22 protein-coding genes are annotated in these 24,840 nt (G+C 73.1%); 11 read left to right on the top strand and 11 right to left on the bottom strand.

The window, feature by feature from the left end; translation table 11 throughout:
• Window position 1: 1 nt before the first annotated feature.
• The 4 genes from ACFUNE_RS04850 to ACFUNE_RS04835 all read right to left on the bottom strand — a co-directional run bounded on the left by ACFUNE_RS04850 (window position 2) and on the right by ACFUNE_RS04835 (window position 3,791).
• Window positions 2–394 carry an SgcJ/EcaC family oxidoreductase gene (locus ACFUNE_RS04850; RefSeq protein ID WP_383562266.1) on the bottom strand — a complete coding sequence of 131 codons (393 nt, stop codon included), beginning with the start codon at window positions 392–394 and terminating at the stop codon, window positions 2–4.
• 164 nt (window positions 395–558) lie between these two features.
• The gene (locus tag ACFUNE_RS04845) at window positions 559–1,278 is read right to left on the bottom strand and encodes a sigma-70 family RNA polymerase sigma factor (protein ID WP_383562264.1); all 720 of its coding nucleotides are present in this window, start codon (window positions 1,276–1,278) and stop codon (window positions 559–561) included.
• Window positions 1,279–1,413: 135 nt separating this feature from the next.
• A complete protein-coding gene (locus tag ACFUNE_RS04840; protein WP_383562262.1) occupies window positions 1,414–2,217 on the bottom strand; it encodes a hypothetical protein in 804 nt (267 codons plus the stop codon).
• A gap of 158 nt (window positions 2,218–2,375) precedes the next feature.
• A complete protein-coding gene (locus ACFUNE_RS04835) occupies window positions 2,376–3,791 on the bottom strand; it encodes a PepSY-associated TM helix domain-containing protein (RefSeq protein ID WP_383562260.1) in 1,416 nt (471 codons plus the stop codon).
• 387 nt (window positions 3,792–4,178) lie between these two features.
• Between ACFUNE_RS04835 and ACFUNE_RS04830 the strand changes: the two genes are divergently transcribed.
• Together ACFUNE_RS04830 and ACFUNE_RS04825 are read left to right on the top strand one after the other, a co-directional pair.
• Window positions 4,179–5,339, top strand: a complete 1,161-nt coding sequence (locus ACFUNE_RS04830) for a phosphatidylserine/phosphatidylglycerophosphate/cardiolipin synthase family protein (RefSeq protein ID WP_383562258.1) — start codon at window positions 4,179–4,181, stop codon at window positions 5,337–5,339.
• A gap of 139 nt (window positions 5,340–5,478) precedes the next feature.
• Window positions 5,479–5,907 (top strand): hypothetical protein, encoded by a 429-nt coding sequence (locus ACFUNE_RS04825; RefSeq protein ID WP_383562256.1) that lies wholly within the window; start codon window positions 5,479–5,481, stop codon window positions 5,905–5,907.
• A 157-nt stretch (window positions 5,908–6,064) separates the two neighbouring features.
• Here ACFUNE_RS04825 and ACFUNE_RS04820 read toward each other — a convergent pair whose 3' ends face one another.
• Window positions 6,065–7,030, bottom strand: coding sequence for a MerR family transcriptional regulator (locus ACFUNE_RS04820; RefSeq protein WP_383562254.1), 966 nt, complete (start codon window positions 7,028–7,030; stop codon window positions 6,065–6,067).
• Between the two features lie 92 nt (window positions 7,031–7,122).
• Between ACFUNE_RS04820 and ACFUNE_RS04815 the strand changes: the two genes are divergently transcribed.
• The 6 genes from ACFUNE_RS04815 to ACFUNE_RS04790 all read left to right on the top strand — a co-directional run bounded on the left by ACFUNE_RS04815 (window position 7,123) and on the right by ACFUNE_RS04790 (window position 14,010).
• On the top strand, window positions 7,123–8,652 hold the full coding sequence (locus ACFUNE_RS04815; protein WP_383562252.1) for an alpha/beta fold hydrolase: 1,530 nt from the start codon (window positions 7,123–7,125) through the stop codon (window positions 8,650–8,652).
• 67 nt (window positions 8,653–8,719) lie between these two features.
• On the top strand, window positions 8,720–9,082 hold the full coding sequence (locus ACFUNE_RS04810; RefSeq protein ID WP_383562250.1) for a hypothetical protein: 363 nt from the start codon (window positions 8,720–8,722) through the stop codon (window positions 9,080–9,082).
• 137 nt (window positions 9,083–9,219) lie between these two features.
• Window positions 9,220–10,485 carry an NAD(P)/FAD-dependent oxidoreductase gene (locus ACFUNE_RS04805; protein ID WP_383562248.1) on the top strand — a complete coding sequence of 422 codons (1,266 nt, stop codon included), beginning with the start codon at window positions 9,220–9,222 and terminating at the stop codon, window positions 10,483–10,485.
• The gene (locus tag ACFUNE_RS04800) at window positions 10,482–11,720 is read left to right on the top strand and encodes a lycopene cyclase family protein (RefSeq protein ID WP_383562246.1); all 1,239 of its coding nucleotides are present in this window, start codon (window positions 10,482–10,484) and stop codon (window positions 11,718–11,720) included. The genes ACFUNE_RS04805 and ACFUNE_RS04800 overlap by 4 nt, the downstream gene beginning before the upstream one ends.
• On the top strand, window positions 11,717–12,451 hold the full coding sequence (locus ACFUNE_RS04795) for a class I SAM-dependent methyltransferase (protein WP_383562244.1): 735 nt from the start codon (window positions 11,717–11,719) through the stop codon (window positions 12,449–12,451). Before ACFUNE_RS04800 ends, ACFUNE_RS04795 begins: the two co-directional genes overlap by 4 nt.
• Window positions 12,448–14,010, top strand: a complete 1,563-nt coding sequence (locus ACFUNE_RS04790; protein WP_383562242.1) for an FAD-dependent oxidoreductase — start codon at window positions 12,448–12,450, stop codon at window positions 14,008–14,010. Before ACFUNE_RS04795 ends, ACFUNE_RS04790 begins: the two co-directional genes overlap by 4 nt.
• 3 nt (window positions 14,011–14,013) lie before the next feature.
• Here ACFUNE_RS04790 and ACFUNE_RS04785 read toward each other — a convergent pair whose 3' ends face one another.
• From ACFUNE_RS04785 to ACFUNE_RS04765, 5 genes are all read right to left on the bottom strand, one after another.
• Window positions 14,014–15,021 (bottom strand): DUF5914 domain-containing protein, encoded by a 1,008-nt coding sequence (locus ACFUNE_RS04785; RefSeq protein ID WP_383562240.1) that lies wholly within the window; start codon window positions 15,019–15,021, stop codon window positions 14,014–14,016.
• Window positions 15,018–16,004 carry a phytoene/squalene synthase family protein gene (locus ACFUNE_RS04780; RefSeq protein WP_383562238.1) on the bottom strand — a complete coding sequence of 329 codons (987 nt, stop codon included), beginning with the start codon at window positions 16,002–16,004 and terminating at the stop codon, window positions 15,018–15,020. Before ACFUNE_RS04780 ends, ACFUNE_RS04785 begins: the two co-directional genes overlap by 4 nt.
• Window positions 16,001–17,536 (bottom strand): phytoene desaturase family protein, encoded by a 1,536-nt coding sequence (gene crtI, locus ACFUNE_RS04775; protein WP_383562236.1) that lies wholly within the window; start codon window positions 17,534–17,536, stop codon window positions 16,001–16,003. The genes ACFUNE_RS04780 and crtI overlap by 4 nt, the downstream gene beginning before the upstream one ends.
• Entirely contained in the window at window positions 17,533–18,675 is a 1,143-nt protein-coding gene (locus tag ACFUNE_RS04770; RefSeq protein WP_383562235.1) for a polyprenyl synthetase family protein, read from the bottom strand. Before ACFUNE_RS04770 ends, crtI begins: the two co-directional genes overlap by 4 nt.
• 221 nt (window positions 18,676–18,896) lie before the next feature.
• Window positions 18,897–19,454 (bottom strand): carboxymuconolactone decarboxylase family protein, encoded by a 558-nt coding sequence (locus ACFUNE_RS04765; protein WP_383562233.1) that lies wholly within the window; start codon window positions 19,452–19,454, stop codon window positions 18,897–18,899.
• A 52-nt stretch (window positions 19,455–19,506) separates the two neighbouring features.
• Between ACFUNE_RS04765 and ACFUNE_RS04760 the strand changes: the two genes are divergently transcribed.
• Entirely contained in the window at window positions 19,507–20,508 is a 1,002-nt protein-coding gene (locus ACFUNE_RS04760; protein WP_383562231.1) for a pirin family protein, read from the top strand.
• Entirely contained in the window at window positions 20,505–20,843 is a 339-nt protein-coding gene (locus tag ACFUNE_RS04755) for a GNAT family N-acetyltransferase (protein ID WP_383562229.1), read from the top strand. The genes ACFUNE_RS04760 and ACFUNE_RS04755 overlap by 4 nt, the downstream gene beginning before the upstream one ends.
• 56 nt (window positions 20,844–20,899) lie before the next feature.
• On the opposite strand, the gene ACFUNE_RS04750 is transcribed toward ACFUNE_RS04755, so the two are convergent.
• Window positions 20,900–22,438, bottom strand: coding sequence for a glycoside hydrolase family 43 protein (locus ACFUNE_RS04750; RefSeq protein WP_383562227.1), 1,539 nt, complete (start codon window positions 22,436–22,438; stop codon window positions 20,900–20,902).
• A gap of 443 nt (window positions 22,439–22,881) precedes the next feature.
• Here ACFUNE_RS04750 and ACFUNE_RS04745 point away from each other — a divergent pair, with 443 nt between their 5' ends.
• Window positions 22,882–24,771 (top strand): ATP-binding cassette domain-containing protein, encoded by a 1,890-nt coding sequence (locus ACFUNE_RS04745; protein ID WP_383562225.1) that lies wholly within the window; start codon window positions 22,882–22,884, stop codon window positions 24,769–24,771.
• The last annotated feature ends 69 nt before the right edge of the window (window positions 24,772–24,840 follow it).

Raw genomic sequence — 24,840 nt, 5'->3', positions numbered from 1 at the left:
GTCAGGCGGCCCGGACCTCGGTGTTCTGGCAGGCGTGGAGCAGCCATGCCCCGTCGTCGCGTTTCGTCATGACGTAGAGCGGGGCGCCCTCCGATTCACCCTCTGGGGAGCGGTAAACCTGACGGACCTTGACTGCCGCCACGTCAGGACGCAGGAGTTGTGTGTGAACGACCTCGTAGGTGACGTCTCCGTCCCAGTCGGAGCGGGGCAGGACGGCGCGGGTGAACTCGGCGATCGCGTCGAAGCCGATCAGGACCTTGCCGTGAGCAGTCGTCCAGAGGGCATCGGGGTGGAAGAGTGCGAGGAATCCTTCGGCGTCCTTGGCTCGCTGGCTGCGCTCCACGGTGGCGACCACCTGTTCGATGGCCTTGATGTCTGCGGCTTCGGTGTTCATGGGCACCACTCTGATAGCTCAAGCACGCTTGAGGTCAAGGCCTTGTCCGGGACCACGGGCCCGGACTGGTTCACCCGCCGGGTTCGGAGGCGGTGCCCGCCCCGTCCGGCATCTGTGGACGGGGCGGGGATCCGGTGCCTCGTGGGGCGTCCGCCGTCACGGACTCACGCGGGTACCAGCCTGATCCGGACGGGCGGGCCGGACGGCCGGTCCTGCCGGGCCGGTGGCTGCACGGTTTCCGCGTCCGCGTCCACGGCCATGAGCAGGGCCATCAGTGAATGGCGTGCGCGTGCCACGCGTGAACGCACGGTCCCGACGGGACAGCCGATGGCCGTGGCGGCTTCGGCGTAGGGAAGACCGAGGAACTGGGTGAGCACGAACGCCTCACGGCGTTCCGCGGGGATCACCGACAACAGTTCGGCGAGGGCGACTCCTTCCTCGAAGCCGGGGAGGCCGTGGGGCTGGCGCTGTTCCGCCGCGCGCTGCCAGTCGTCCCGGTCCGCGAGCCTGGGACGGGCCGCGGCGTGCCGGAGGCTGTCCGCCACGGTGCGGCGGGCGATGGAGAGGAGCCATGTACGCGCGGACGAGCGGCCTTCGAATCCGGGCAGCCCGGTGAGCGCCCGGAGGAAGACGTCCTGCGTGAGGTCGTCGGCCGCCTGGGGGTCCGCGCCGAGAAAGGCGACGTACCGCCAGACGTCACGGTGGAGCGCGCGCACGAAGCGGTCCGCCTTCGCGGGGTCTCCGTCCCGTGCCGCCAACGCGAGCCGTGTCACCGCCTCGTCGGCCGCCGGGGAGTGGCCTCTCGGTTTTCTCGTGCCGCCGGGAGACGGATGGTGGGCGTGGAACGGGGTCTGGGCATGAATCGGCTGCAGGGCGTGAGTCATCGCCACAAGGTCCTTACGGGCGCGTGGGATCCGGCGACGCGCGAAGCGTCCCGGTGGGGGAACGGCCTGCCGCGAGGCAGCGCCGGTGCCCGAGCCGCCACGGAGTGTTCCGCACGCTCGGGGAAGCCGCTGTCGCTACGCGACAGCCGTCCCCGTCGGCGGACCCCGCGAGGTGATGCTGTGAACGAGAAGGAGCCGCACGGGCGCGCGACCGGGGCGCCCGCGCCGCACGCGCGGGCGTGGACGCCGTGGGCGCGCGGTGAGACCGAGCAGGAGCTGCAACGGCGTCCAGAGTCGCACCGCGAGGGCGCGCAGCACGCGGAAGAGCGCTCGTTCCCCGTACGCGAGCCACAGCCCGCACAGCACGGCGGCCAGCAGGTGTGCCGCGAGCATCCCGGCCGACGACGCGGAGGCCATGCCATGGCCGCCGTGCACGGCCGGTTCCACGTGGGAGGCGGCCTCCGCGGTCATCCCGTGCACCACGTGGGTGCTGTGACCGCCCGCCTCCGCCGACGCGGTGGCGAGAGTGCCCGGAGGCGGTCGGGAGATCAGGTCGCCCAGCCCGGCGTCCGTGACGATTCGGGCCGCTTCCCGGTCGGAGAGTGCGGCTGCCCCGTCCCCGCAGAGCAGCTTTCCGGCCCACTGGCGGGCGTAGGAGACCGGTGTGGGCGGGGAAGACCGGGCGAAGGACTGCGCGAGCGTGAATCCCGTGTGCAGCGCGGTCTGCGCCACGACGGCAGCCGAAGTGACGGTGAGCAGTCCCCTCTCGCGGCCTGCGAGCGCCCAGGCCGCGGCAGCCGTGGCGACGAGCGCCAGGGACATCGCCCGCCCGGAGACCGGCGTTCCCGACATGAGGACGTGGCCCGTCGCCGCGAGCAGCACGCAGACGACTGCGAAGAGCGCAGCCCGCACAGCTCGGGAACACCGGCCTGGAATCATGGCGGCCCATCCTCGCACCGACGGTCGGCCCGGCGCAGGCGAGTACGCGGGAGGACCGGAGGGCGGGCGCCGCCCTCCGGTCCTCCCACGCGGACGGTCTCGCGACCACCCCAGGACTCCTGACGCCTCCTCGCTCCGAGGACGGCCGGGATGTCCTGTCAGCCGACGGGAGCGTACGTGCGCCGCCCTCGACGGTGGGCGACCTCGCCCAGCACGATGTCCACGGCGATGAAGGCTGCCAGGGGGATGCCGAGGAGCGGTACGAAGTACCCCACGACCGCGACGCCCGCCATCAGCGGTACCAGGACGTGGGGCGGTACCTTCTGCCACGCCCCGCGCTGCATCGGGCGGCCGAACGCGGAACCGCGGCCGCGCCGCCACCACATGCGGTAGCCCAGGACGATCAGCGCGATGAGGGCGGCGGTGAGGACGGCGAGCACGAGCTGGTTGGCAAGCCCGAACAGGACGCCGGTGTGTGCGTCGATGCCCCAGCGGGACAGCTTGGCGAGCAGCGGGTAGTCGGCGAACCTCACCACGTCGGTCACCGCGCCGGTGGACGGATCGACGGCGACCGCGTCCTGCTTCTCCGGCCAGCTCCGCTGGATCTGGCGCACGACGTAGGCGGAGGCCGGGTCGGCCGGAGGCACGATCTCCACCGGGTCCGAGAGGCGCTCGGCGCGGGCCGCACCGAGCACGGCGTCCAGGCCGACGCCCGGACCGGGTGCGCCGTCCTGCCCGCCCGACCGCGCGTGCTCGGCGTGCTCGCCCCCGGACACGATTCCCGCGGAGACGGCCGGCGTCGTCTGGCCGACGGCCTCACGCAGGTCGGAGACGTTCTGTCCGGCGTACGTCGACCAGGTCAGACCTGTCGCGGCCAGGAAGAAGAGCCCGATCGCCGCCCACACGCCCACCGTGCCGTGCAGGGAGAGCGTGCGCCGTCGGCCCGTGGTTCCACGGACCCTCCTGCGGGCCCTCCGGCGGCCGAACCACAGCACGAGGCCTCCCCCGGCTATCACCCACAGCCAGCTGGCGGCGAGCTCGCTGTAGAGGCGCCCTGTCTGGCCGAGATGGAGATCGCGGTGGAGCTCGTCGATCCAGGTGCGCAGCGGCAACGCGCCCGTGGAGCCGTACTGTTCCAGCGTTCCGGTCAGCTCACCGGTGTACGGGTTCACGAACACGGCGAGCGTGTGGTCCGGGTCCACCCCGGGCACGCCGGAGAGCAGCACCCGCGTCGTCGCGCCGTCCTCCGGCGACGGCCTGACGGCGCTGACGGTTCCCTCGGGATGTGCCTCGCGGGCTGCCGCGACCTGCCGTGAGACCGGCAGTTCGTCCGCGCCGACGGGGACGCGCAGCTCATCCGCGTACACGATCTTCTCGGCCTGGTACGAACCGGCGTAGAGGAGACCCGTCGTGGCCGCGACCAACAGGAACGGGGCGATCAGCACGCCGGCGTAGAAGTGCAGTCTCAGCACCAGCGGCCGGAGCGACGCCCATGCGGTGCGCGCGCCGGGTGGTTCGGGCTGCCGGGTCTCCCGCGCATCATCGGAAGCGCGTACCGCTGGCTCGACGGACATGGCTGGTCTCCTCATGCGCGGGACAGGGGCGGGCAGACCGTGGTCGGCCGGTCGAGTAGTCGGAGCGGGGTGCGTGGGAGTTCCCCGCGTTCCGTGTGCTCTACGTCACTTCCGTCCGGGAGGGCCCCCGTCCACCCGGCGCGTCAGGGCCGCACCGCCGCCGTCGGCGTCACGGAGTCCGCGGCACCTGCCGTGTCCTACGGGGGCGCCGGCCGGCGGACGGGCGCCCCCGGCCACCTCGCCCGGGCCGGAGCCATACCGGCGGCTCCTGGGGGTAGAGGGCCACGAGAGTAGGGTCGCCATGCCCGTCTGCCCACAAGTCACCAGGTGAGAAATTTGTCCAGCCACATAGATGAGAGATCCACGCTCGACAGACCCGAGGAAGCCTTGCACGAGAAGCGCGCGAAGCGGCTGCGGCGGCGGCTGGAGCGCCTGATCGGCATCGCCGCGACCGAGGGCAACAAGCTCGTCCCGCTCCGCAACGGGGACGAGATCTTCCCCGCGATGCTGGCCTCCATCCGTGGTGCCGAACACACCGTGGACATGATGACGTTCGTCTACTGGCGCGGGGACATCGCCTCCGAGTTCGCCGAGGCACTGGCCGAGCGGGCTCGCGCCGGAGTACGGGTGCGACTGCTGCTGGACGGCTTCGGGTCCCGGCTGATCGAGAAGGACCAGCTGGCGCTGATGGACGAGGCCGGGGTGGAGGTCGCGTGGTTCCGGAAGCCGCTGTACCTCTCTCCGCTCAAGCAGAACCACCGCTGCCACCGCAAGGTCCTGATCACCGACGAGGAGACCGCGTACACCGGCGGGGTGGGGATCGCCGAGGAGTGGTGCGGCGACGCCCGTAACAAGAACGAGTGGCGGGACACCCATGTGCGGGTGCAGGGCCCCGCGGTGGACGGTCTGGCCGCCGCGTTCGCACAGAACTGGGCCGAGTGCCACGACGAGCTCTTCACCGACCGCGACAGGTTCGTGGACGCCACACGGCAGGGCGACTCGGTCGTCCAGGTGGTGCGCGGATCGTCCAGCTTCGGCTGGCAGGACATGCAGACCCTGCTCCGCGTCGTGCTGGAGTCCGCGGAGGAGCGGGTCCGGCTCACCACGGCGTACTTCTCGCCCGATGCCTACTTCGTCGAGGTGCTGTGCGCCGCCGCCCGCCGGGGTGTGTCGGTGGAGATACTGCTCCCCGGGCCGCACACGGACAAGCGGGTGTGCCAGCTGGCAGGCCAGAACTTCTACGAGGACCTGACCGCTTGCGGCGTGAAGATCTACCAGTACCAGCCGACCATGATGCACACCAAGGTGCTGACGGTGGACGGTATCGGCTCGCTGATCGGATCGACGAACTTCAACCGCCGCTCGCTGGAGCACGACGAGGAAGTGATGCTCGCGGTGCTGGACCCGGAGTTCACCGCCACGCTGGACGGCCACTTCGAAGAGGACATGAAGAAGAGCACCCTGATCGACGGGAGCCGGTGGAGGCGCCGCTCAGTCGTGCAGCGGGCGCGCGAAGCAGCGGTCGTGCCGATCCGGCGCTGGCTGTGACACCCGTGTTCGTGTGTGCGGTGAGTCAAGGGGCCGCCCTCGCCCATCTCCCCGTCACTCGGTTGTCCGGGGGTGTGACGGCCCCGGCAGGGGGCATACGGGCTGTCACCTGCCGCTTGTCAGACGAAGGGAGTGGTCCATGAGCGAGTCTGTCGGGACACCGCCGGAAACGACCGCGGTGATGACGGAGCCCGTGCCCGATCTCCAGCTGCAGTTGCTGATCCAGCTGCTGGACAGAGAGCTGCGCTCCAGTCTGCCGATCACCCTCGCCATGGCCGGTGGCGTTCTGCACGGAGACGTGATCGGCCACGAGGCGTGGAAGGCGGACTGGGCACGAAGCCTCCGCCAGGTGGAGGGCGAGGGCGCGAACCTGATCGCGGAGTTCCCGGAGACGGTGGACCAGGGCATCAGGGAGCTGGGGGCCGGCGAGGACGTCGCGCACCTTCCGCGCTGGATCCACCTCAGAGACGCCACACTGGTCTTCGGCGGTACGGGATCGCTGCGGCTGCCCCTGTGGCGTGGACGCCTGGCCGATGTGTCGGGATGGGCGCTGGGACGCCCGCAATGACGTAGGGACGTACGGGAGAGCCGACGGGCGCGGATTGCCGGCCCGTCGGCTCCCTGCTGTCCGCCCGCGGTCCGAGGCGGGCGGACAGCCGGTCGAAGCGTTTCCACCGACGTCCTGGCGTGCGGGTGAACGGAGGTGCGGCGGCGCCGGCACCGTCCTACGCGGGCAGCGACGCTCCCGACTCGGCGTCCAGCGCGGCGAGAAGCCAGTCGTGCGCCGACCCGGGAGTCGGCTGGGGCGGACCGGCCGGCGGGCGGGTCAGCTCGGACGTGAGCTCCCAGTACCGGTCGATGCGCGGGTCAGCCGTGAGCTGACGGGCCAGCGCCCGGCGGAAGCCGGGCGTGTCCGCGGTGTTGCGGGCGCTCGCGTACGCGTCCACGAAGCCGTCCAGCGCCTCCCCCGGACACGGCTCCCTGTCCCGGCGCATCTCGGTCGCCGCCAGGTCGTACGCCTCGGCCAGACCCGCGTAGAGCACGGCCGAGTCCCGGGGTCCCGCAGCCCTGTGCGCATGGGGCTGGGTGGGCCCGGCAGACGCGTCGCAGGTGCGGGACACCATGGCGCACAGATGAGCGAACGCGAGCACCTGGTTCGGCTCGGGATCCTCGGGTGGCTGCGGCACGGCGATCTCGAGGAACGCGGTGACCGACCGGGCGGGCATGCGCGGCGGCAGCCAGCCGCGCCAGAACCGGGCCAGGGGCGCGGTGTCGGGCGGCGCGGTCACCGCGCCGATCAGGCGCAGCCGGCCGGGGCGTTCGGCCGCCGGACACTCCTGGACCGAGCGGAGCGCCGCCTCTCTCCAGCGCAGCGCGCGCAGTTGGGATCCGAGCGTGCGCAACTGCCCGGCGACGGCCTCCTCCAGAGCACCGCCCGCACGCCCCGCCGTGTCCTCCTCCTCGTCGAGGACGCGGCGCACCGCGGCGACCGGCAGGTCCATGGAGCGCAGGGAGCGGATCATCCGCAGCCGATCGAGGGATCCGGGGCCGTATCTGCGGTGCCCGCCGGCGCTGCGGGCCGCTTCGGGCAGCAGGCCGCTGTCGGAGTAGAAGCGGACCGTCTTGACGCTGACCGCCGCACGCTCGGCGAGCTCACCGATGCCCCACAGACCGTCGTACGACGAGGACACTTGAACCTCCCTCAGGGGGAGTTCCTACGGTACCCGCGCAGGGACCGGGTGTCCGGTCCCGTCCGCGGTCGACGGCGTATCGAGGAGAGACCATGAGCACGTTCATCCTGGTGTCCGGAATGTTCACCGGCCCACACGTCTGGGACGAGACAGCCGCGCGGCTCACCGCGACGGGTGCCGACGTCCACGCGGTGACCCTGACCGGACTCGGAGGAACCCGCCCTCCCGCCGGTACGGACATCGGCCTGGAGACACACGTCGCGGACGTCCTCGCGGTGATCGACTCGGTCCAACGGACCGCGGGTGAGGGGATCGTGCTGGTCGGCCACGACTACGGCATCCACCCGGCCGTCGGCGCCGCCGACCGGCGGGTGGAGTCGGTCGCCCGGATCATCCACCTGGACTCCGGACTGCCCCAGGACGGTGTCCCGGCCCTGGCGGCGGTGGCCGACCGGGGCCTGCGCGAGGAGGCGGTGCGTGCCGCCGGAGGCGGGGCGCAGGGGGCGGGCGCGTCGCTGCCGCCCCCGGCCCGCGACGGGTGGCGGCTCTGGGGCAGCACCGCGGACGTCCCCGGCGCCGCGCTCGACCGGCTCACCGCCCTCGCCTCGCCGCAGCCGCTGGGCACGCTGCTCCAGCCGCTGCGACTGACCGGTGCGGTGGCCGCGGTGCCCAGGACGGGAGTGCTGTGCACCGGTAACGGGGCGAGCATCGCGATGGTCCAGGCCCGTGCTGACCTGGGCGAACCCACGCTCCGGGCGCTGGCCGACGCCCGGGTGGCCTTCTTCGAGCTGCCCACGGGGCACTGGCCGATGCTGTCCAGCCCCACCGCTCTCGCCGTGACGCTGCTGAAGGCCTCGGCGGGCGAAGGACACCGGCTGGCCCCGGTGGACGCGGCCCAGCCGCCGGCCCATCTGCGGCCGTTCCTGCTGGACGTGCCCGACATCCCCCGCGAGCGGGCCGGCGACGTCGACCTGTACGTGCCGTCCTCCGCCCAGGAGCCCTCCCCTGCCGTGGTCTTCGTCCATGGCGGTCCTGTTCCCGCCGGGGCCCGCCCGACCCCCCGGGACTGGCCGCTGCTGACCGGTTACGCCAGGTTCGCCGCCGCCCACGGCGTGGTGGGCGTGACTCTCGACCACGGTCTGCACTCCGTGGACGACTACGAGCAGGCCGCCGCCGACGTGGCGGACGCGGTGGAACAGGTCCGGGCCCATCCGCGGGTGGACGCGGACCGCGTCGCCCTGTGGTTCTTCTCCGGCAGTGGCCCGCTCACCGCGGACTGGATGGGAGAGCCCCCGCCGTGGCTGCGCTGTCTGGCGGCCAACTACCCGATCATGGCGCCGCTGCCGAACTGGGGCCGGCTCGGCAGCCGCTTCAGCCCGGCGGAGGCGGTCGCCCGGGCGGGTTCCCTGCCGCTCGTGCTGGTCCGGGCCGGGCTGGAGACGGCCGACATCTCGGCCACCGTGGAGGATTTCCTGACCGCGGCACACGCCTGCGGGGCGGACGTCGAGGTGGTCGACGTGCCGGACGGCCACCACACGTTCGAGGCGGTCGACCCGACCGACGCGTCGCGTGACGCCGTTCACCGTGCGATGCGTATCGTGCTGGGCCATCTCACGAACTGAGCGGCTCCGGCCGTACGCCTCGTGGGAACGCCTCGCGGGGCTCGCCTTCCCACGGCACAATGGCCGCATGAAGCAGCGTCCCTCCCGTGCGGCCTCGGGCTCCTCGTATTCCCTGTGGTCGCGGGACTCACTCCTGTCGATCGGCTCCGTGGGCTCCGTGCTGTCCATCGGTTCGGTGGGCAGCGCGCTGTCCGTCGGCTCCATCGGGTCCTCGTTGTCCGTGGGCTCGATCGGCTCCGGCATGTCCGTGCTGTCGGCCGGGTCCCTGCAGAGCACCGGGAGCGTCCTGTCCGTACAGTCACGGTGGTCCCTGATGGCCGCGGGCCCGTACCGGCCGTTCTCCTCGCGCGGGACGCTCACGGCGCTCGGTCTGGGCGCCCTCGCCGTGGCCGGGGCATTCGCCCTGCGCACGCGGGGCTCCGGACGCTGACCCGGCCGGAGCGGACGGCGTGGGTCCGTACGGGGCACCCGAAGGGGCGGTCCTGGGGGCGGCTGCTGGCTTCGGCGCCCGGAACGTGATCGGGTTGACAGCCCGTCAGTCGTACGGGACCGAGCCGAGGGACACGGATGACGAACCGACAGCACCCGCCGGCGCCGGACGTCGTGGTCGTGGGCGCGGGCCTGGCTGGACTGGCCTGCGCACTCGACCTCAGCGGCGCCGGCCTCCGCGTCGAACTGCTGGAGGCCTCCGACGGGGTGGGCGGCCGGATGCGCACGGACCGCAAGGACGGCTTCCTCCTGGACCGCGGCTTCCAGGTCTTCAACACCTCCTACCCGCAGGTGAAGAAGCGCGTCGACCTGCGCGCGCTGCGCCTGCGGCCGTTCACCCCGGGCCTGATCGCCCGGACGGCCTCGGGCCGCGTGCGCGTCACCGACCCCACCAGGCGCCCGGAGGACGCGGCCCAGCTGCTTCCGGGACGTGTACTCTCCGCACGCGACCTCGCCGCCGTCGCCGCACTGACCGCCCGCGACGTCCTGCTCCCGGCGAAGCGACTGGGGCGCATGCCCGACCGCACCGCGTCGGACGCGCTCGTCCGCGCCGGGCTGTCACCACGCGCGGTCGAGGACCTCATGCGGCCGTTCCTGTCCGGGGTGTTCCTCGAGGAAGGACTGGAGACCTCGGCACGCTTCCTGCATCTGGTGTGGCGGAGCATGGCGCGCGGCACGCTCTGTCTGCCAGCCCTCGGCATCGGCGCCGTGCCGGCGCAGCTCGCCGCCCGGCTCCCGGACGGCGCCCTCCGCCTCGGTTCTCCCGTCGCCGAGGTCACGGACGCGGGGGTGCTCCTGGCCGACGGCGCGGAGCGGCCCGCCGCCTCCGTGGTCGTGGCCACGGACGCCGTCACGGCCGCCCGCCTGCTGCCGGGTCTGGCGGTTCCGGACAGCCGCACGGTGACGACGTATTACCACGCGGCCGCACGGTCACCGCTGACCGAGCCGACCCTGGTCGTGGACAGCGGGCTCGCCGTCCTGAACAGCTGTGTGCTCACCGAGGTCGTGCCCGGCTACGCTCCCCCGGGCACGGCCCTGGTGTCGACGTCCGTACTCGGCGAAGGCCCGCCCGACGGGGAGAGGACGGTCCGGGCACGCCTGGCGGAGCTCTACGACACGGACACGGACACCTGGGAGCCGGTCGCCGCCTACACCGTGAAGGGAGCCCTGCCCGCCATGCGGCCCCCCTGGCCGCTGAGCCGTACGACCCGCTTCGCCCGGGGCCGTTACGTCTGCGGGGACCACCGGGCGACCGGATCGGTGCAGGGCGCGCTCGCCTCCGGCAGCAGGGCCGCACGCGAGGTGCTGGCCGACCGCGCGGCCGCGCGGACCCCCAGGACGTGACGGGACGGCGCGCGACGGGGCAGGCCGCGGCCGACGGCGCGCGGGGGCGGGCGGAGGACGCCGTGATCGTGGGCGGCGGCGCGGCCGGACTCTGCCTGGCCCACTGGCTCACCAGGACCGGCACGGGTGTGACGCTGGTCGAGGCCCCCGACGGCCCGTTGCGCCCTGCGGAGCGCACCTGGTGCTACTGGGAGGCGGGCGACGGCGTGTTCGAGGAGGCCGTCACCGCCACGTGGCAGCGGCTGCGCGTGCGCGGGCCGGACGGATTCGTGATCGAGTCGGACCCCGCGCCGCTGCGTTACCGCATGGTGCGTTCGGGCCCCTTCGAACAGCTGGTCCACTCCCGCCTGGCGGCTTCCCCCGCCGGCCGCCTGGTGCGCGCCACGGCCCACGAGGTGCGCGAAGCGCCGTACGGCGGCGAGGTGCGCTGCACGACGCCCGACGGACGACCACTCGTGCTGCGCGGCAGATACGTCTTCGACTCGCGTCCCGTGCGGGACACCCCGCCGCACCGCACGCTGCTGCTGCAGCACTTCCGGGGCTGGTTCGTCCGCACCGCCTCCCCCGCCTTCGATCCCGGGGTGGCCGACCTCATGGACTTCCGGGTCCCGCAGCCCCGCCACGGGCTCGCGTTCGGCTACGTCCTGCCGCTCGCACCGGACCGGGCTCTGGTGGAGTACACCGAGTTCTCCCGTGCCCCCCTGACGACGGCCGCGTACGAAACCGCCCTGCGGCAGTACACGGGGAACGTCCTGCGGCTCGGCGGGTTCGCCGTGGAGTCGGCCGAGCAGGGCGTCATCCCCATGACCGACGCGCGGTTCCCCCGCAGGACGGGCCGCAGCGTCTTCCGTATCGGGGCTGCCGGGGGTGCCACCCGCCCGGCGACCGGTTACACCTTCGCGGCCGTACAGCGCCAGAGCCGCGCCATCGCGGCGGCACTCCACCGGGGCCGCCCGGGCGTGCCGCCGCCGCACGGCCGCCGTGCTCTCGCCATGGACGCCGTGCTGCTGCGTGCCCTGGACACCGGGCGGGTGGACGGCCCGCGCTTCTTCACCGACCTCTTCCGACGCGTTCCCATGGAACGGATGCTGCGCTTCCTCGACGGCGGGAGCACGCCGTGGGAGGAGTTCGGCATCGGCCTGCGGACGCCAGTGGGCCCGATGCTGCGCACCGCGGCCGAACTCCCCTTCCTCGCCCGCCGGGCCACCGGCCGATCCGAAGAGAGCCCCCGATGACCCTGCTGCGGGACCACGACCTGGCACGCGCCTTCGATCAGGCGTCGCACAGCTACGACCGGCTCACGGCGCTGAACCCGGGCTACCGCTCGGACCTGTTCCGCTCGGCGCACCGCCTCCGGCTGCCCCGCGGAGGAAGAGGGCTGAGGGTGCTCGATCTCGGCTGCGGGACGGGTGCGTCGACGCGGGCGCTGCTGCGGGCGGCCCCGTACGCGAGGATCACGGCGGTCGACGCCTCCGCGGGGATGCTGGCGCGGGCGCGCGCGAAGCGCTGGCCACCGAACGTGCGCTTCCTGCACCGGTCCGCCGAGGATCTCGCCACCACCGACGACGACGGATCGTACGACGCCGTCTTCGCCGCCTACCTCTTCCGCAACGTCGCAGACCCCGGTGAGGTCCTCGAAGCCGTGCGCGCCCTCCTGCGCCCCGGCGGCCGTCTGCTGGTCCACGAGTACAGCCTCAGTGGTTCCCCCGTGCACCGGGCCGTGTGGAACACGGTCTGCAGGGGTGTCATCGTCCCGGCGGGCACCCTGACCGGTGACCGTGAGCTGTACCGGCATCTGTGGCGCAGCGTCCTGGCGTTCGACACCGCTCCCGCCTTCGCCGAGCGGATCACCCGGGCCGGGTTCCCGTTCGTGCGGACCGTCCCCGTGGGCGGCTGGCAGACCGGCATCGTCCATGTCTTCCTGGCCCGGAACGGCGCGGGGCACGCCGGGGCGGGGTCGTCATGAGTGCCCGCGGGCTCCGCCCGGATGCCGGCCGCCACGGGCGCGACGGCCGGGCGGAGGTCCTCATGCCGGAACCGGGACGGGAGCGCTTCACCGGCGACGCCCCCTCGGCCGCGGTGGTCGGTGGCGGCATCGCCGGCATCGCGGCTGCGACAGCACTGGCCGAACGCGGTGTCCGCGTCACCCTGTACGAGCAGGGGGAGAGCCTCGGCGGCCGCCTCGCCGGGTGGCCCGTCAGCCTCGCCGACGGGTCGGGGGCGACGATGAGCCGCGGGTTCCACGCCTTCTTCCGCCAGTACTACAACCTGCGCGGCCTCCTGCGGCGTACGGACCCCGGGCTGGTGTCGCTCACCCCGCTGCCGGACTACCCCCTGCGGCACCGCAATGGCCTGACGGACAGCTTCGCCCGCGTCCCGAGGACCCCGCCGTGGAGCGCGCTCGGATTCGTCGCGCTCAGCCCGGCGTTCGGCTGGCGCGACCTCGCCGCGATGAACCCCCGGGAAGCTCTTCCCCTCCTCGACGTCCGGGTCCCCGAGGTGTACGAGCGGTACGACGGGGTCAGCGCTGAGGACTTCCTCCGCCGGATCAACTTCCCCGAGGCGGCCCGGCACCTGGCCTTCGAGGTGTTCTCCCGCAGCTTCTTCGCCGACCCGCGAGAACTGTCCGCCGCCGAACTCCTGCTGATGTTCCACATCTACTTCCTCGGGTCCTCCGAGGGCCTCCTCTTCGACGTGCCGGCCGAGCCGTTCCCGCAGGCGCTCTGGGATCCGCTGGACGGTTATCTGCGGCAGCTCGGCGCCCAGGTGCGTACCGGCACGCCCGTCCTGCGTGTCAGCCCCGCCGCCGGCGGTGACCTGACGGTGGAGACCGAGGGGGCGGCCGACCTCCACCAGGCGGTGGTCCTGGCTCTGGACACCGACGGACTGCGTCATGTCGTGGGCGCGTCGCCGCAGTTGGGAGAGGCGTCCTGGCGCGCGGACATCGCGGCCCTGCGCACAGCGCCTCCGTTCCTCGTGTCCCGGCTGTGGCTCGACCGACCGGTGCGCGAGGACCGACCGGGGTTCCTGGGGACCAGCGGGTACGACGGCCTCGACAATGTCAGCGTCCTCGACCGCTGGGAGGGCGAATCGGCCCGCTGGGCCGCGCGGACGGGTGGATCCGTGGTCGAACTCCACGCCTACGCCGTCGACGGGCGGGAGGAACGGAAGAAGGTCCGGCGCCGGATGCTCGACCGGCTGCACGAGATCTATCCCGAGACGGCGGACGCGCGCGTCGTCGACGCACGGCACGAATGGCGCGCCGACTGCCCCGTCTTCTCCGTGGGCGGCTACCGGCGGCGGCCGGGCGTGCGCACCTCCCATCCCCGCGTCACGCTGGCGGGCGACCTGGTGCGCACGGGGCTTCCCGTCGCCCTGATGGAGCGCGCGGCGACCTCGGGGTTCCTGGCCGCCAACGCGCTCCTCGCCGGATGGGGCATCCGGGGGCAGGTGCTGTGGACCGTCCCCCGGGCCGGCCGGTCGCGGGTCCTGCGCGCCCTCGCGGGTCCGGCAGGCCGGCGCTGAGGATCAGCCGGGGTGGCGCCCGGTGCCCCGCAGGGACCAGCGGCGCTCGGCGTAGGCGAGATCGTCACGCCAGAGCCGGCCCGCCGTCCGGCGCATCAGGGGCCGCAGGGCCGGCGCGGCGGCGCGCGCGAGGGCGAAGCCCCGCCGGTCCGAGGAGGCGACGACGGCCTCGACCACCGCCGTCCGCGGATCCGTGGCGCCGGGCGCGGTGAGCGGGGTCGCGTGGGTCTCCACCACCGAACCGGCACCCTCGCCGTCCGTGATGTGCATGACCACCGTGCGCGGTTCGGGCGCGGTGAACACCGCCCGCACCGGGACCACCAGCCGGCCCGCGACCTTGAACGACACATCGACCGCGAACGCGTCGTCCCCGCCGTCCTCGGGGGTGGCTGCCACGTCCAGGCCGACGAACGCGTACGGATGGAACCAGGATCCGTGCCACGGGTCGAGCCGGTTGGCGACCACGTCCTCGGGCTCGCAGCGCCCCGCAGCCGTGAACACCGCGTCCACCCCGCCCTCCTGCGCCGGCCGCTCCGGCACGACCGGCCGCTCCAGCGGGCGTTCGCCCCCGGCGGAGTCGAGCCTGACCCAGACCAGCACCCCGTCGTCGTGCACCGGGTAGGGCTCCCACCCGGCGAACGGCCCGCCGTCGAGGGCGAGCCCGTGCCAGTGGCACCGGAGCGTTCCGCACGTCACCCTGCTGTCACGCAGTGGTGCTCCCAGGTGCGGGCACTCCCCCGGGCCGGCGCGCAGCGTGCCGTCCTGGGCCCTCCACAGGACGACTTCCGCCCCGGCGACCCTCCGCCCGTACGGACGGTCCCGCGCCGCCATCCCGCGCGAGGCCCCGACGACGTACCAGTTGCCCGACGGCCGTGCCGCGGCACGCTTCAGTGCTTCGGCGATCACGGCCGGCTTCGCCTGGCGCCAGGTCGGTGCCTGCCCCTCCCAGCGAGGGGCCCGCCGTACCCGCAGGGGCGGGGTCCACACCGTCCTTCTCCGTCGGCCGCTCATCGCAGGGAGCCTTCCGCCCCGGCGGCCGCCTCCGGCACCGCGACGGGCGGGCCGGACCGCAGGCGCGCGCCCAGGATCCGTACGAGCCCTCCGGCGGCGATCGCGGTCCGCCGCCGGCGCGGCACCACGGCGCGGCGGTGCAGCACCCGGTAGTCGTCGGCGGCGATCGCGTCCAGGATCCCCCGGTACAGGACGAACGCCGTGCGGATGCAGGGCCGCGCCCTCGGTTCCAGCATGGCGATGCCGGGTTCCGCCTCCCGGTACACGGCGCGGATCATCGTGTCGGCCTCGGCGAACGCGGCCCGGATGCGGCGGTCGTGGCGTCCGCTGCGACGGCTCCACTCCAGCAGGGGCCGCTCCACTCCGTGGGCGGCGAGCAGGTCCGCCGGCAGGTAGACGCGTCCGCGGTCCAGGTCCTCGCCGACGTCCCGCAGGAAGTTGGTCAGCTGGAAGGCCACTCCGAGAGCGGCCGCGTGCGGTGCGGCGGCCTCGCGGGCCACGACCGTCCCGAGCACGGGCAGCATCTGGAGCCCGATCACCGCTGCCGAGCCGTGCATGTAGCCCCGCAGGTCCTCGTACGTCGGGTAGTCGGTGACCGTCAGGTCGCTGCGCATGGACGCGAGGAAGTCGGCGAAGAGTCCGTGGTCGATGGCATAGCGCCCGGCGGTGTCCGCGACGGCCCTGACCACCGGCTCCTCGCCGCCTCCCGTACGGAGGCCGTCGGCCAGGTCGCTCTCCAGCAGGCGCAGCAGCCGGTCGCGCTCCTGCGGCGGCTGCCGGCGGTCCAGGTCGTCCACGATGTCGTCGGCCCACCGGGCGAAGCCGTACAGCGCGTGCACGGCGGCCCGGCGTTCGACCGGCAACAGCCGGGTGGCCAGGAAGTACGTCCGCCCGTGCTGGGCGTTGAGCCGCCGGCACCGGGCGTACGCGGCGCGCAGGGCAGGCCCGGTGATCCCGGCGGCGTCCAGTTCACGGCGGTTCATCTGCTCTGCCTCTCGAGGACGGGGGGACCGCGGCGCACGCGCGGCGCGCGCGGCAGGCCGGTGACGCGGGCCGCGGCGAGCTTGCCGCTGACGAGGACGGTCGGCACGCCCACACCGGGTGTGGTCCCGCATCCGGCGAGGACGACGTTGTCGTAGCCCCGTACGAGGTTGCGGGGCCGGAAGGGGCCGGTCTGCGCGAACGTGTGCGCCGCGGAGAACGGGGTGCCGGCCGCGTGCCCCTGGGCCGTCCAGTCCACCGGGGTGACCAGCAGCTCCTGCTCCATGGACGCTTCGAAGCCGTCGAGTCCCCGGCGCTCGAGCTCGGCGCACAGGCTGTCCCGGTAGCGGGGGCCCAGGTCGCGCCAGGTGGCCGCCGACGGGCCGGTCGTGGTGTTGGGGCACGGGGCGAGGACGTAGTGCAGGTGCCTGCCCTTCGGCGCGAGTGACGGGTCGTGGGTCGTCGGCCGGGTGATGAGCAGTGACGGGTCGCTCATCAGGCGTCCGGTGCGGGTGAGTTCGTCGAAGGTGCCCTCCCAGGCGGCCCCGAAGGAGAGCGTGTGGTGCGCCAGTTCGGGCCAGGTGCGGTCCGTGCCGGCGTGCAGGACCACGGCCGAGGGCGCGTGGCGCAGCGGCACGGGGCGGCGTGGTGCCCGGCCCAGGAGGCGGTGGGCCGTGGGCAGATCCGGTGTCAGGACGACGGCGTCACAGGTGATCCGTTCGCCCGACGCCAGCCTGACGGCCCGTACGCGGCCGGCCGACCTCTCCAGCGCGCTCACCTCGGAGGACCACCGGAACCGGCCCCCGGCGTCGGCCGCCGCGTCCGCCATCGCCCGGGGAAGCGCGTGCATGCCGCCCTTCGGGAACCAGACGCCCGCGACGGTGTCCATGTACGCGATGACGGCGTAGGCGGCGAGGGCGCGGGCCGGGGCGACACCCGCGTACAGCGCCTGGAAGGAGAACACCCTGCGCAGCCGCGGGTCCGACAGGAACCTGCCGATCTGCGGATCGAGCCGGCCGAAGCCCCCCAGGGCGGCCAGCCGTGCCAGGTCCGGGTGCAGCAGTTGGAAGGGGGAGTCGAAGTTGGTGTCGATGAACCGGTGCATCTGTGCCTGGTACAGCCGCTCCAGCCACGTCCTCATCCGGCGGTATCCCGCGGCCTCCGTGGCCCCGGCGAACCGCCGCACCTCGGCCTCCATGGCGTCGCCGTCCGTGTGGACGTCCAGTCGGCTGCCGTCCGCGAAACGGGCCCGGTAGGCCGGGTGCAGCGGGATCAGCTCCACCCTGCGGTGGAGGCTGTCCCCGACGGCGGCGAACGCCTCGTCGGCCAGGTGCGGCATGGTGAGCACCGTCGGCCCGGTGTCGATCCGGTACCCGCTGATCTCCACTCGTCCCGCCCGGCCCCCCGGCCCGGTGTCCCGTTCGACCACGGTCACCCGGCGGCCCGCCCCGAGCAGGTGGAGGGCGGCGGCGAGGCCGGACAGACCGGCGCCGACCACCACCACGTGGTCGGTACGGCCGGGCACGGTCTTCATGCGTCCTCCCCGCTCCGGGCGGGCACGGCGCCCACGGCACGGGCCACGAGCGAGGCGAACTCGCTCCGGGCCCTCTCGTCGGCCCCGGAGGACGCGAAGTGGCGCAGCCCCGAAGCCGACAGCCCCGCGATCTCCTCCTCCACCGCGGCCCGCGCGCCCGTACGTTCCAGAGCCGCCCGCATGCGGTGCACCCTCTCGCCACCGGGTGCGGCGCCCTCGGGGCCGAGGACGGCCAGGGCGTCGGTGTCGCCCGACTCGGTGGCGAGCCTGAGTGCGACCGCGAGGAGGTAGGTGAGCTTGCGTGCCCGCAGGTCCTCGTCCGTGGGCTTTCCCGTGACGTCGGGGTCGCCGAACGCGCCCAGCAGGTCGTCACGGAGCTGGAAGGCGAGTCCCACGGACTGCCCGGCGGACCGCAGCGCGTCCATGGTGCGGGCGTCGGCCCCGGCGAGGGAGGCTCCCAGGGCGAGCGGCCGCTCCACGGTGTAGAGCGCGCTCTTGAGCGTCGCGATGTGCCTGGCCTGGGCGAGGTCGGAGGACCCCGTCGCCTGTGCCCGCACGTCCAGGTACTGACCGGCGGCCATCTCGACGCGCATCGCCTGCCACTCGCGGTGCAGCCGCTCGCCGTACGGGGAGTTCAGCGCGGTCTCGGTGAGCAGGTCGTCGGCCCATGCCAGGGCCAGGTCTCCGGCGAGCACCGCCGCGTTGGCCGACCAGGACGCGGCGGAGCCGCGCATCCGGCCCGCCCGGTGCATACGGGCGAAGTCCATGTGCACGGCCGGCGCGCTCCGGCGTACCGGCGATTCGTCCATGACGTCGTCGTGGACCAGTGCACAGGCCTGAAGCAGTTCGAGGGCGGCTCCGATGCGCAGGGGCGTCCCGGCGTCACCGGATCCGCCGGCGGCCATCCATCCGCACCGCACGAAGGCCGTCCGCAGCCGCTTTCCCCCGTTCAGGACGAAAGCGGCCACCCTCGACGCCACCTCGTCGGCGAACACGCTGTCCACCTGCCGGGCTTCCCGCAGCCTCGTGCCGAGGTGCTCTGCGAGGAGTGCGTCGACGGCCGCCGTGCTCGATTCCCTGTCGGAGCCGGTACGTCCGCCGGGGCCGGTCCCGGCCCGCGTCGCCCGTGGACCGAGCATGGAGATCCCCTTTCGCCCGCTTGTCCGCTACCGCGTACACCGGTGCTTCCGGCCGCGAGAACCGCGGATGCCCCTATCCCTGCCCGGCGTGGGGCCCGGTCGGAGCGGAGTTCACCCGGACGGCGGACGGACGGTACGGCGAGGGCAGGCGGGCGGGGACAGCTCATCGCCCGGAAGGCGCGGTCCCCACCGTCGCCGGGGAGGAGCGCCGCCCGGTCACGTCACTGCTGGGGGACTCCGCGCACGGGGTGCTTGCTCATGATGGAGACCCGGTTGAAGGCGTTGATGGTGACGGCGGTCCAGATCACGGCCGAGATCTCGTCGTCGGAGAGGGTCAGGCGGGCCGTGACGTAGGCGTCCTCCTGCAGAGCGGCGTCGGCGGGCGTCGTCGTCGCCTCGGCGAGGGCGAGGGCGGCGCGCTCCTGCGCGGTGAACACCTCGGTGTCGCGCCAGGCCGGCAGGACCCCCAGCCGCCGGGTCGTCTCGCCCGCGCGCAGGGCCGCCCGGGTGTGGACGTCCAGGCAGTAGGCGCAGCCGTTGATCTGTGAGACCCGGAGGTTGACCAGCTCGACCAGGGTCCGGGACAGTCCTGCCTCCTGGGCGACCGTGCGCACCGCTTCGGCCGTGGCGACCAGAGCGTGGTAGGCCTTCGGGCTCTGCTTGTCGACGTAGACCCGTTTCTCCACATGTCCTGTCTCCGTGCCGTTCACCCTGGACTCCTCACCGGGGCGTCCCGCCCCTGGTCGCACCGTGCGCCCCGATGGACCACGGCTTATCATCGAGCATGATTGTTGAACATAAAAGCACCTTTGTCGCGCAGGAGGGCCCGCGGTGAGCGGCGTCGGAGCAGGCCGGGCCGCTCCCCGGGCGGACGACGACGGCAGTGGGGAGCCGTCGCCGGACGCCGGCGTCGAGGTACTGACGGCGCGGGACGTACCTCTGGGCGGCCCGAGGGCGATGACGGTGCGGCGCACACTTCCGCAGAGGGCCCGCACGCTGATCGGGGCCTGGTGCTTCATCGACCATTACGGCCCGGACGATGTCGCCGGGACGGGCGGGATGGACGTGGCCCCGCACCCGCACATCGGCCTGCAGACCGTCAGCTGGCTGTTCAGTGGGGAGATCGAGCACCGCGACAGCCTGGGCAGCCACGCTTTCGTGCGCCCCGGAGAGCTGAACCTGATGACCGGCGGCCACGGAATCAGCCACACGGAGGTCTCCACCCCCGGCACCACGGTCCTGCACGGCGTCCAACTGTGGGTGGCTCTCCCCGAGGAGCACCGCGGCACCGGGCGCGACTTCCGGCACCACGCGCCGAGCCCCGTCCACCGGGACGGCGCCACGATCAGGGTGTTCCTCGGCTCGCTCGCCGAGGAGACCTCACCGGTCCCCACCTTCACCCCTCTGCTCGGAGCCGAGATCGTCATCGGCCCGCGTGCCACGACGACACTCGACACGGACACCGCCTTCGAGCACGGGCTCCTGGTCGACCAGGGGAGCATCCGCGTGGAAGGAACGCTGCTGAACGGCGCGGAACTGGGCTACCTCGGCCCCGGCCGGGACTCGGTGACCCTGACCAACGAGACGGACGCACCCGCCCGGGCGGTACTGGTGGGCGGGACTCCGTTCGAGGAACAGATCGTCATGTGGTGGAATTTCGTCGGCCGCAGCCATCAGGACATCGCCGAGGCACGTGAGGACTGGGCCGCGGCCTCCGACCGCTTCGGCCACGTCGACGGCTACCCCGGCGACCGCATCCCCGCCCCCGCGCTTCCCAACGCCGTCCTCGCCCCCCGGGGCAATCCGACCCGCCCGAAAGGCAGTACCCGATGACCCAGGCCGCCGATCCGACCGTCCGGAACGTGGACGCCCGGCACCGCTACGAGATCCTGGTGGACGAGGTGTCCGCCGGGTTCACCGCCTATCGCGACCGCGACGGGCAGCGCGTCTTCTTCCACACCGAGATCGATGACGCCTTCGCGGGCCGGGGACTGGCATCCGTCCTCGTGCGGGAGGCACTGAGCCACGTGCGCGCCTCGGGCAAGCGGATCGTGCCGGTCTGCCCCTACGTGGCGAAGTTCCTCAAGAAGCACGAGGAGTTCGCCGACATCACCGACCCGGTCACACCCGAGATCCTGCAATGGCTGGAGACCGCCCTGCCTCGCTGACGCCGCACCCGCGACCCTGCCGAGGCACGGCGGCAGGGTCGCGGTCCGCGGCGCCGTCAGGCAGCCCGCAGTTCGAACCGGTCGAAGGCGAGGGAGCCCCGAGTCGCGTACATGCCGATGACCCGGCCGGTGAAACCCCCCGCGACCTCCGTGGTGAGGTAGCGGCCGTCGAGTTCGGCGAGGACCTCGAAGACTCCGTCGTCGGTCTCGTACACCAGGCGCAGGGTGTCGGGTCCGCCGACGCGGAGCCCGGACACCGCCGCGTCCCCGGCGTCCTCGGGACGTACGGTGACGGTGGGCGGCAGGACGTCCGTGGTGGTCACGTCGATCCGCAGCGTCACAGCGCCCGGCGGCACGGCCCTCTCGGCCACCGTCCGGCACAGCGGGCCGATCCGGGCGACCGCACGCACCAGGCCGCCCTCCGTCTCCATCTGGTAGTGGTGCGCCTCGTCGAGCCGGACGGCGAGGCCGCCCCGCCCGCTCTCACCGGCGTCGACCCGCGTGCGCGCCGCGCAGTCGGGGTCGGACTGCCGCTGTCCCACGAATACCGCGCCGGGCTTGTCCAAGCCGTCCGCGCGGGCGTGCAGCACCAGATGGCCGGGCCGCTCGTCGAGGCGCACGGCGGCCGGGTCGTGCCGTCGCGGCGAGACCCAGCGCGGGGCGAGCTCGGGGGCGTCGAAGTCGTCGAGGTCCGGCTCGGCGGGCCAGGGGTGCGGAGCCAGCTCCGGTGCCTGCGCGCGGAGTTCCAGCGGGCCAGGCAGCGGCCACTCGTCCTCCCACCGCACCGGCACCAGGAACGTCTCCCGGCCCATGCCGTGGAACTTCGGCGTGTCACCGCGCGGCCGGGTGCCCAGCAGAACCATCCACCACGTGCCGTCGTGGGCCTGCACCAGATCGCCGTGGCCGGTGTTCTGCACCGGGTGACCCGTGCTGCGGTGCGAGAGAACGGGATTGTCCGGGTGCGGCTCGTAGGGGCCGGTCAGGGTACGGGCCCTGGCCACCGACATCGCGTGCCCGCGTTCGGTCCCGCCCTCCGACAGCAGCAGGTACCACCAGTCGCCGATCCGGTAGAGGTGCGGGCCCTCGGGATACTGCAGGCCGCTCCCGGACCACATGTCCACCGGTTCGCCGAGCACTTCGCCCGTCTCCGGCTCGATGCGCACGGCGCGGATCCCGTCGTGGGAGAACACGCACCAGCAGTCCCCCTCGTCGTCCCAGGTCAGGTCGGGGTCGATGCCCGGGATTCCGACCGGTACGGGGTCGGACCACGGGCCGGCGGGGTCCTCGGCAGTCACCAGGATGTTGCCCTCGCCGGCGACCACCGTCGTGATCAGCCAGAAGCGACCGTCGTGGTGCCGCAGCGTCGGGGCGTACACCCCGCACGAGGACGGGGCCGTGTCGGGCAGCGTCAACTGCGACGGCCGGTCCAGAGCGTGACCGATGAGCCTCCAGTTCACGAGGTCCCGGCTGTGCCACAGCGGCACCCCGGGCACGTACTCGAAACTGGACGTCGCGACGTAGTAGTCCTCGCCCACGCGGCAGATGCTCGGATCCGGGCTGAAGCCGGGGATCACCGGGTTGTCGAAGAACGCCATGGTCTGTCCTCAGAGTTCGGGGGCCACGGCCGGGTCCTTCGGCCATGGTCGTTGAAGCGCTTCGACGATGGCACCGGGGTGCGGGGGTGTCAATAGATCCTGCCGGACCCATGGCCCGCACATGCTCGGGTCATCACCTGGAGTGCAGCCCTCGAGGTCGAGGAGCAGGAAGAGCAGGCGAATCGAAGCGCTTCAACTCCCTCGTCATGCCTGGACTCCGCCGCCGGAAACCTCGTACGCCCCATGCGTTTCAGGCACCGGCGTTTCGGCCAACTCGCGCCGCCCGACGACGGCTCAGGCGCGGCGAACAGGCACCTGGGGCCTTGCCCTTCAAGGGGCCACCGACGTCCGGAATCGAGTGCGTTCGAATCCCGTGGCACGTCGTTAGGCCGTGCACCGCCGAGCCGGCCAGGCGCGGCACGTACCTCCAGGAGAGATGCAGAGTGACCGTGACCGATCCCCCGGCCGCAAGCGCCGAAACGCCTCCCCCTCCGCCGCCGGCCACCATCACCTTCGAGGGCAAGCACGGTAAGAACCCCCTGGCAGGAGCCAGTTTCGGGGCGATGTGCAGGCGACTGCCCGCCATCCTCGTGCACGCCGGACGCAGGACCTGGAGCGTCGACAGGACAGGCGCCGCGCTCCTTCTCGGCTGCCAGCTCCTCACGGGGGCCGCGGCCGCCGTCGTGCTCGCGTTCACCGCGCGGGCCATGACGCACATCCTTGCCTCCGGACCCGTCTCCGAACGCCTGCATGCCTCGCTGCCCGCCCTGATCGTGGTAGCGGCGGCCGCCGGCGTGGGCCGCGTCAGCGGCGCCCTGTCGTCCTACGCCGACGCCCGGATCACGCCACTGCTGACGACCGAGGCGGACATCGCGCTCGTCTCCGCCGTGTGCCGCGTCGAATCGTCCGCGTACGGGGAGGACGGGTTCGCCGACCGGCAGGAGGCCGCCGAGGTCGGCGTGACCCGGACGCGGTCGATGGTGCAGGACGCCCAGCGGTTCATGGCCGCCCTCGTCCGCATGACCGCGGCGACCGGAGTCATCACGGCGCTGCACTGGATGATGCTGCCGCTGCTCCTGCTCGCCGTGCTTCCCGCCGGATTCGGTGCCGTACTGACGGCCAGGGTGGACTACGAGACGCACTACACCAACGTCGCCGACCGCAACGTGCGCTCCATGATGCGCTGGTGGGCCACCTACTCACGTCACGGGGACGAGGTCCGCGCCAACGGCATGACCGGCTACCTCGTCCACTGGTATCGCGCCCTGTCCGACCGGATCGACCGGCGCACCCTCGCCGCGGCTCCCCGCATGCTGCGCATCGTCCTGGCGACCAGCTCCCTGGGCGGTGTCTTCCTGCTGGGCACCTGGGCCACCCTCGCGTGGCTTGCCGTCTCCGGGCGTGTCGCCCTGCCCGTCGCGGCCACCGCGGTCGTCGCCGTCCAGACCGCGCTGGCCGCGCTCTCACAGTTCGTCATCCATGGCGCGGCGCTCTTCCACACGTCCCTGTATCTCGCGGACATGGAGACCTTCCTGGACATGGCGGCCCGACTCGCTCCTGAGCGCGGCGGTGCGGTGATTCCCGACCGGGTGGACGAGATCCGGCTCGACGAAGTCGTCTACCGGTACCCCGGCAAGGACGTGCCCGCCGTGGCGGGCGTCTCGCTCACCCTGCGCCGCGGCGAGATCCTGGCGGTCGTCGGCGAGAACGGCTCGGGAAAATCGACCCTGGCCAAGCTGATCACCGGCATCCTCCTGGCCGACAAGGGACGCGTCCTGTGGGACGGCACCGACCTCGCCGGCGCCGATCCCGAGGCCGTGTGGAAGCGCACCGCCCTCGTCCCCCAGAACTTCGCCTGCTGGCCGCTGCGTACGCGCGAGAACATCACGCTCGGCCAGCCCAGGACGTACGACGACGGACCCGTGTGGAAGGCCGTCGACGCCGTCGGCATGCGCGAGGTGGTGGAGGAGCTGCCTCAGCAGCTCGACACCCTCCTCGCGAGGGAGCTCTGGGGCGGGGCCGAGCTGTCCGGTGGCCAGTGGCAGAGGCTCGCGTGCGCACGGGCGCTGTACCGGAGGACCCCCTTGCTGATCCTCGACGAGCCGACGTCGCAGATGGACCCGCGCGGGGAGCACCAGATCTTCCTCGAGATCAAGCGCATCGCCGCAGAGTGCATGACCATCGTCGTCACCCACCAGCTCGAGAACACCCGGCTGGCCGACCGCATCGTCGTCCTGCGCGAGGGCCGCGTGGTCGAGCAGGGCACCTACGACGACCTCGCACACGCCGGTGGCCTGTTCGCCGAGCTCGTCGCCCTGGCCAAGGACCGGTAGGAGCTGCCCGCCCCGTGGCCCCAGCGGCAGAGCAGCGGACGCGCGGCGCGTCCCTTGTTCCGGTGGCCG

The sequence above is a fragment of the Streptomyces sp. NPDC057287 genome, from assembly GCF_042667905.1.
In the GTDB taxonomy this organism is placed as follows: domain Bacteria; phylum Actinomycetota; class Actinomycetes; order Streptomycetales; family Streptomycetaceae; genus Streptomyces.
The sequence above is the reverse complement of the archived record's forward strand: the minus strand, read 5'-3'. Positions and strand labels throughout refer to the sequence as shown.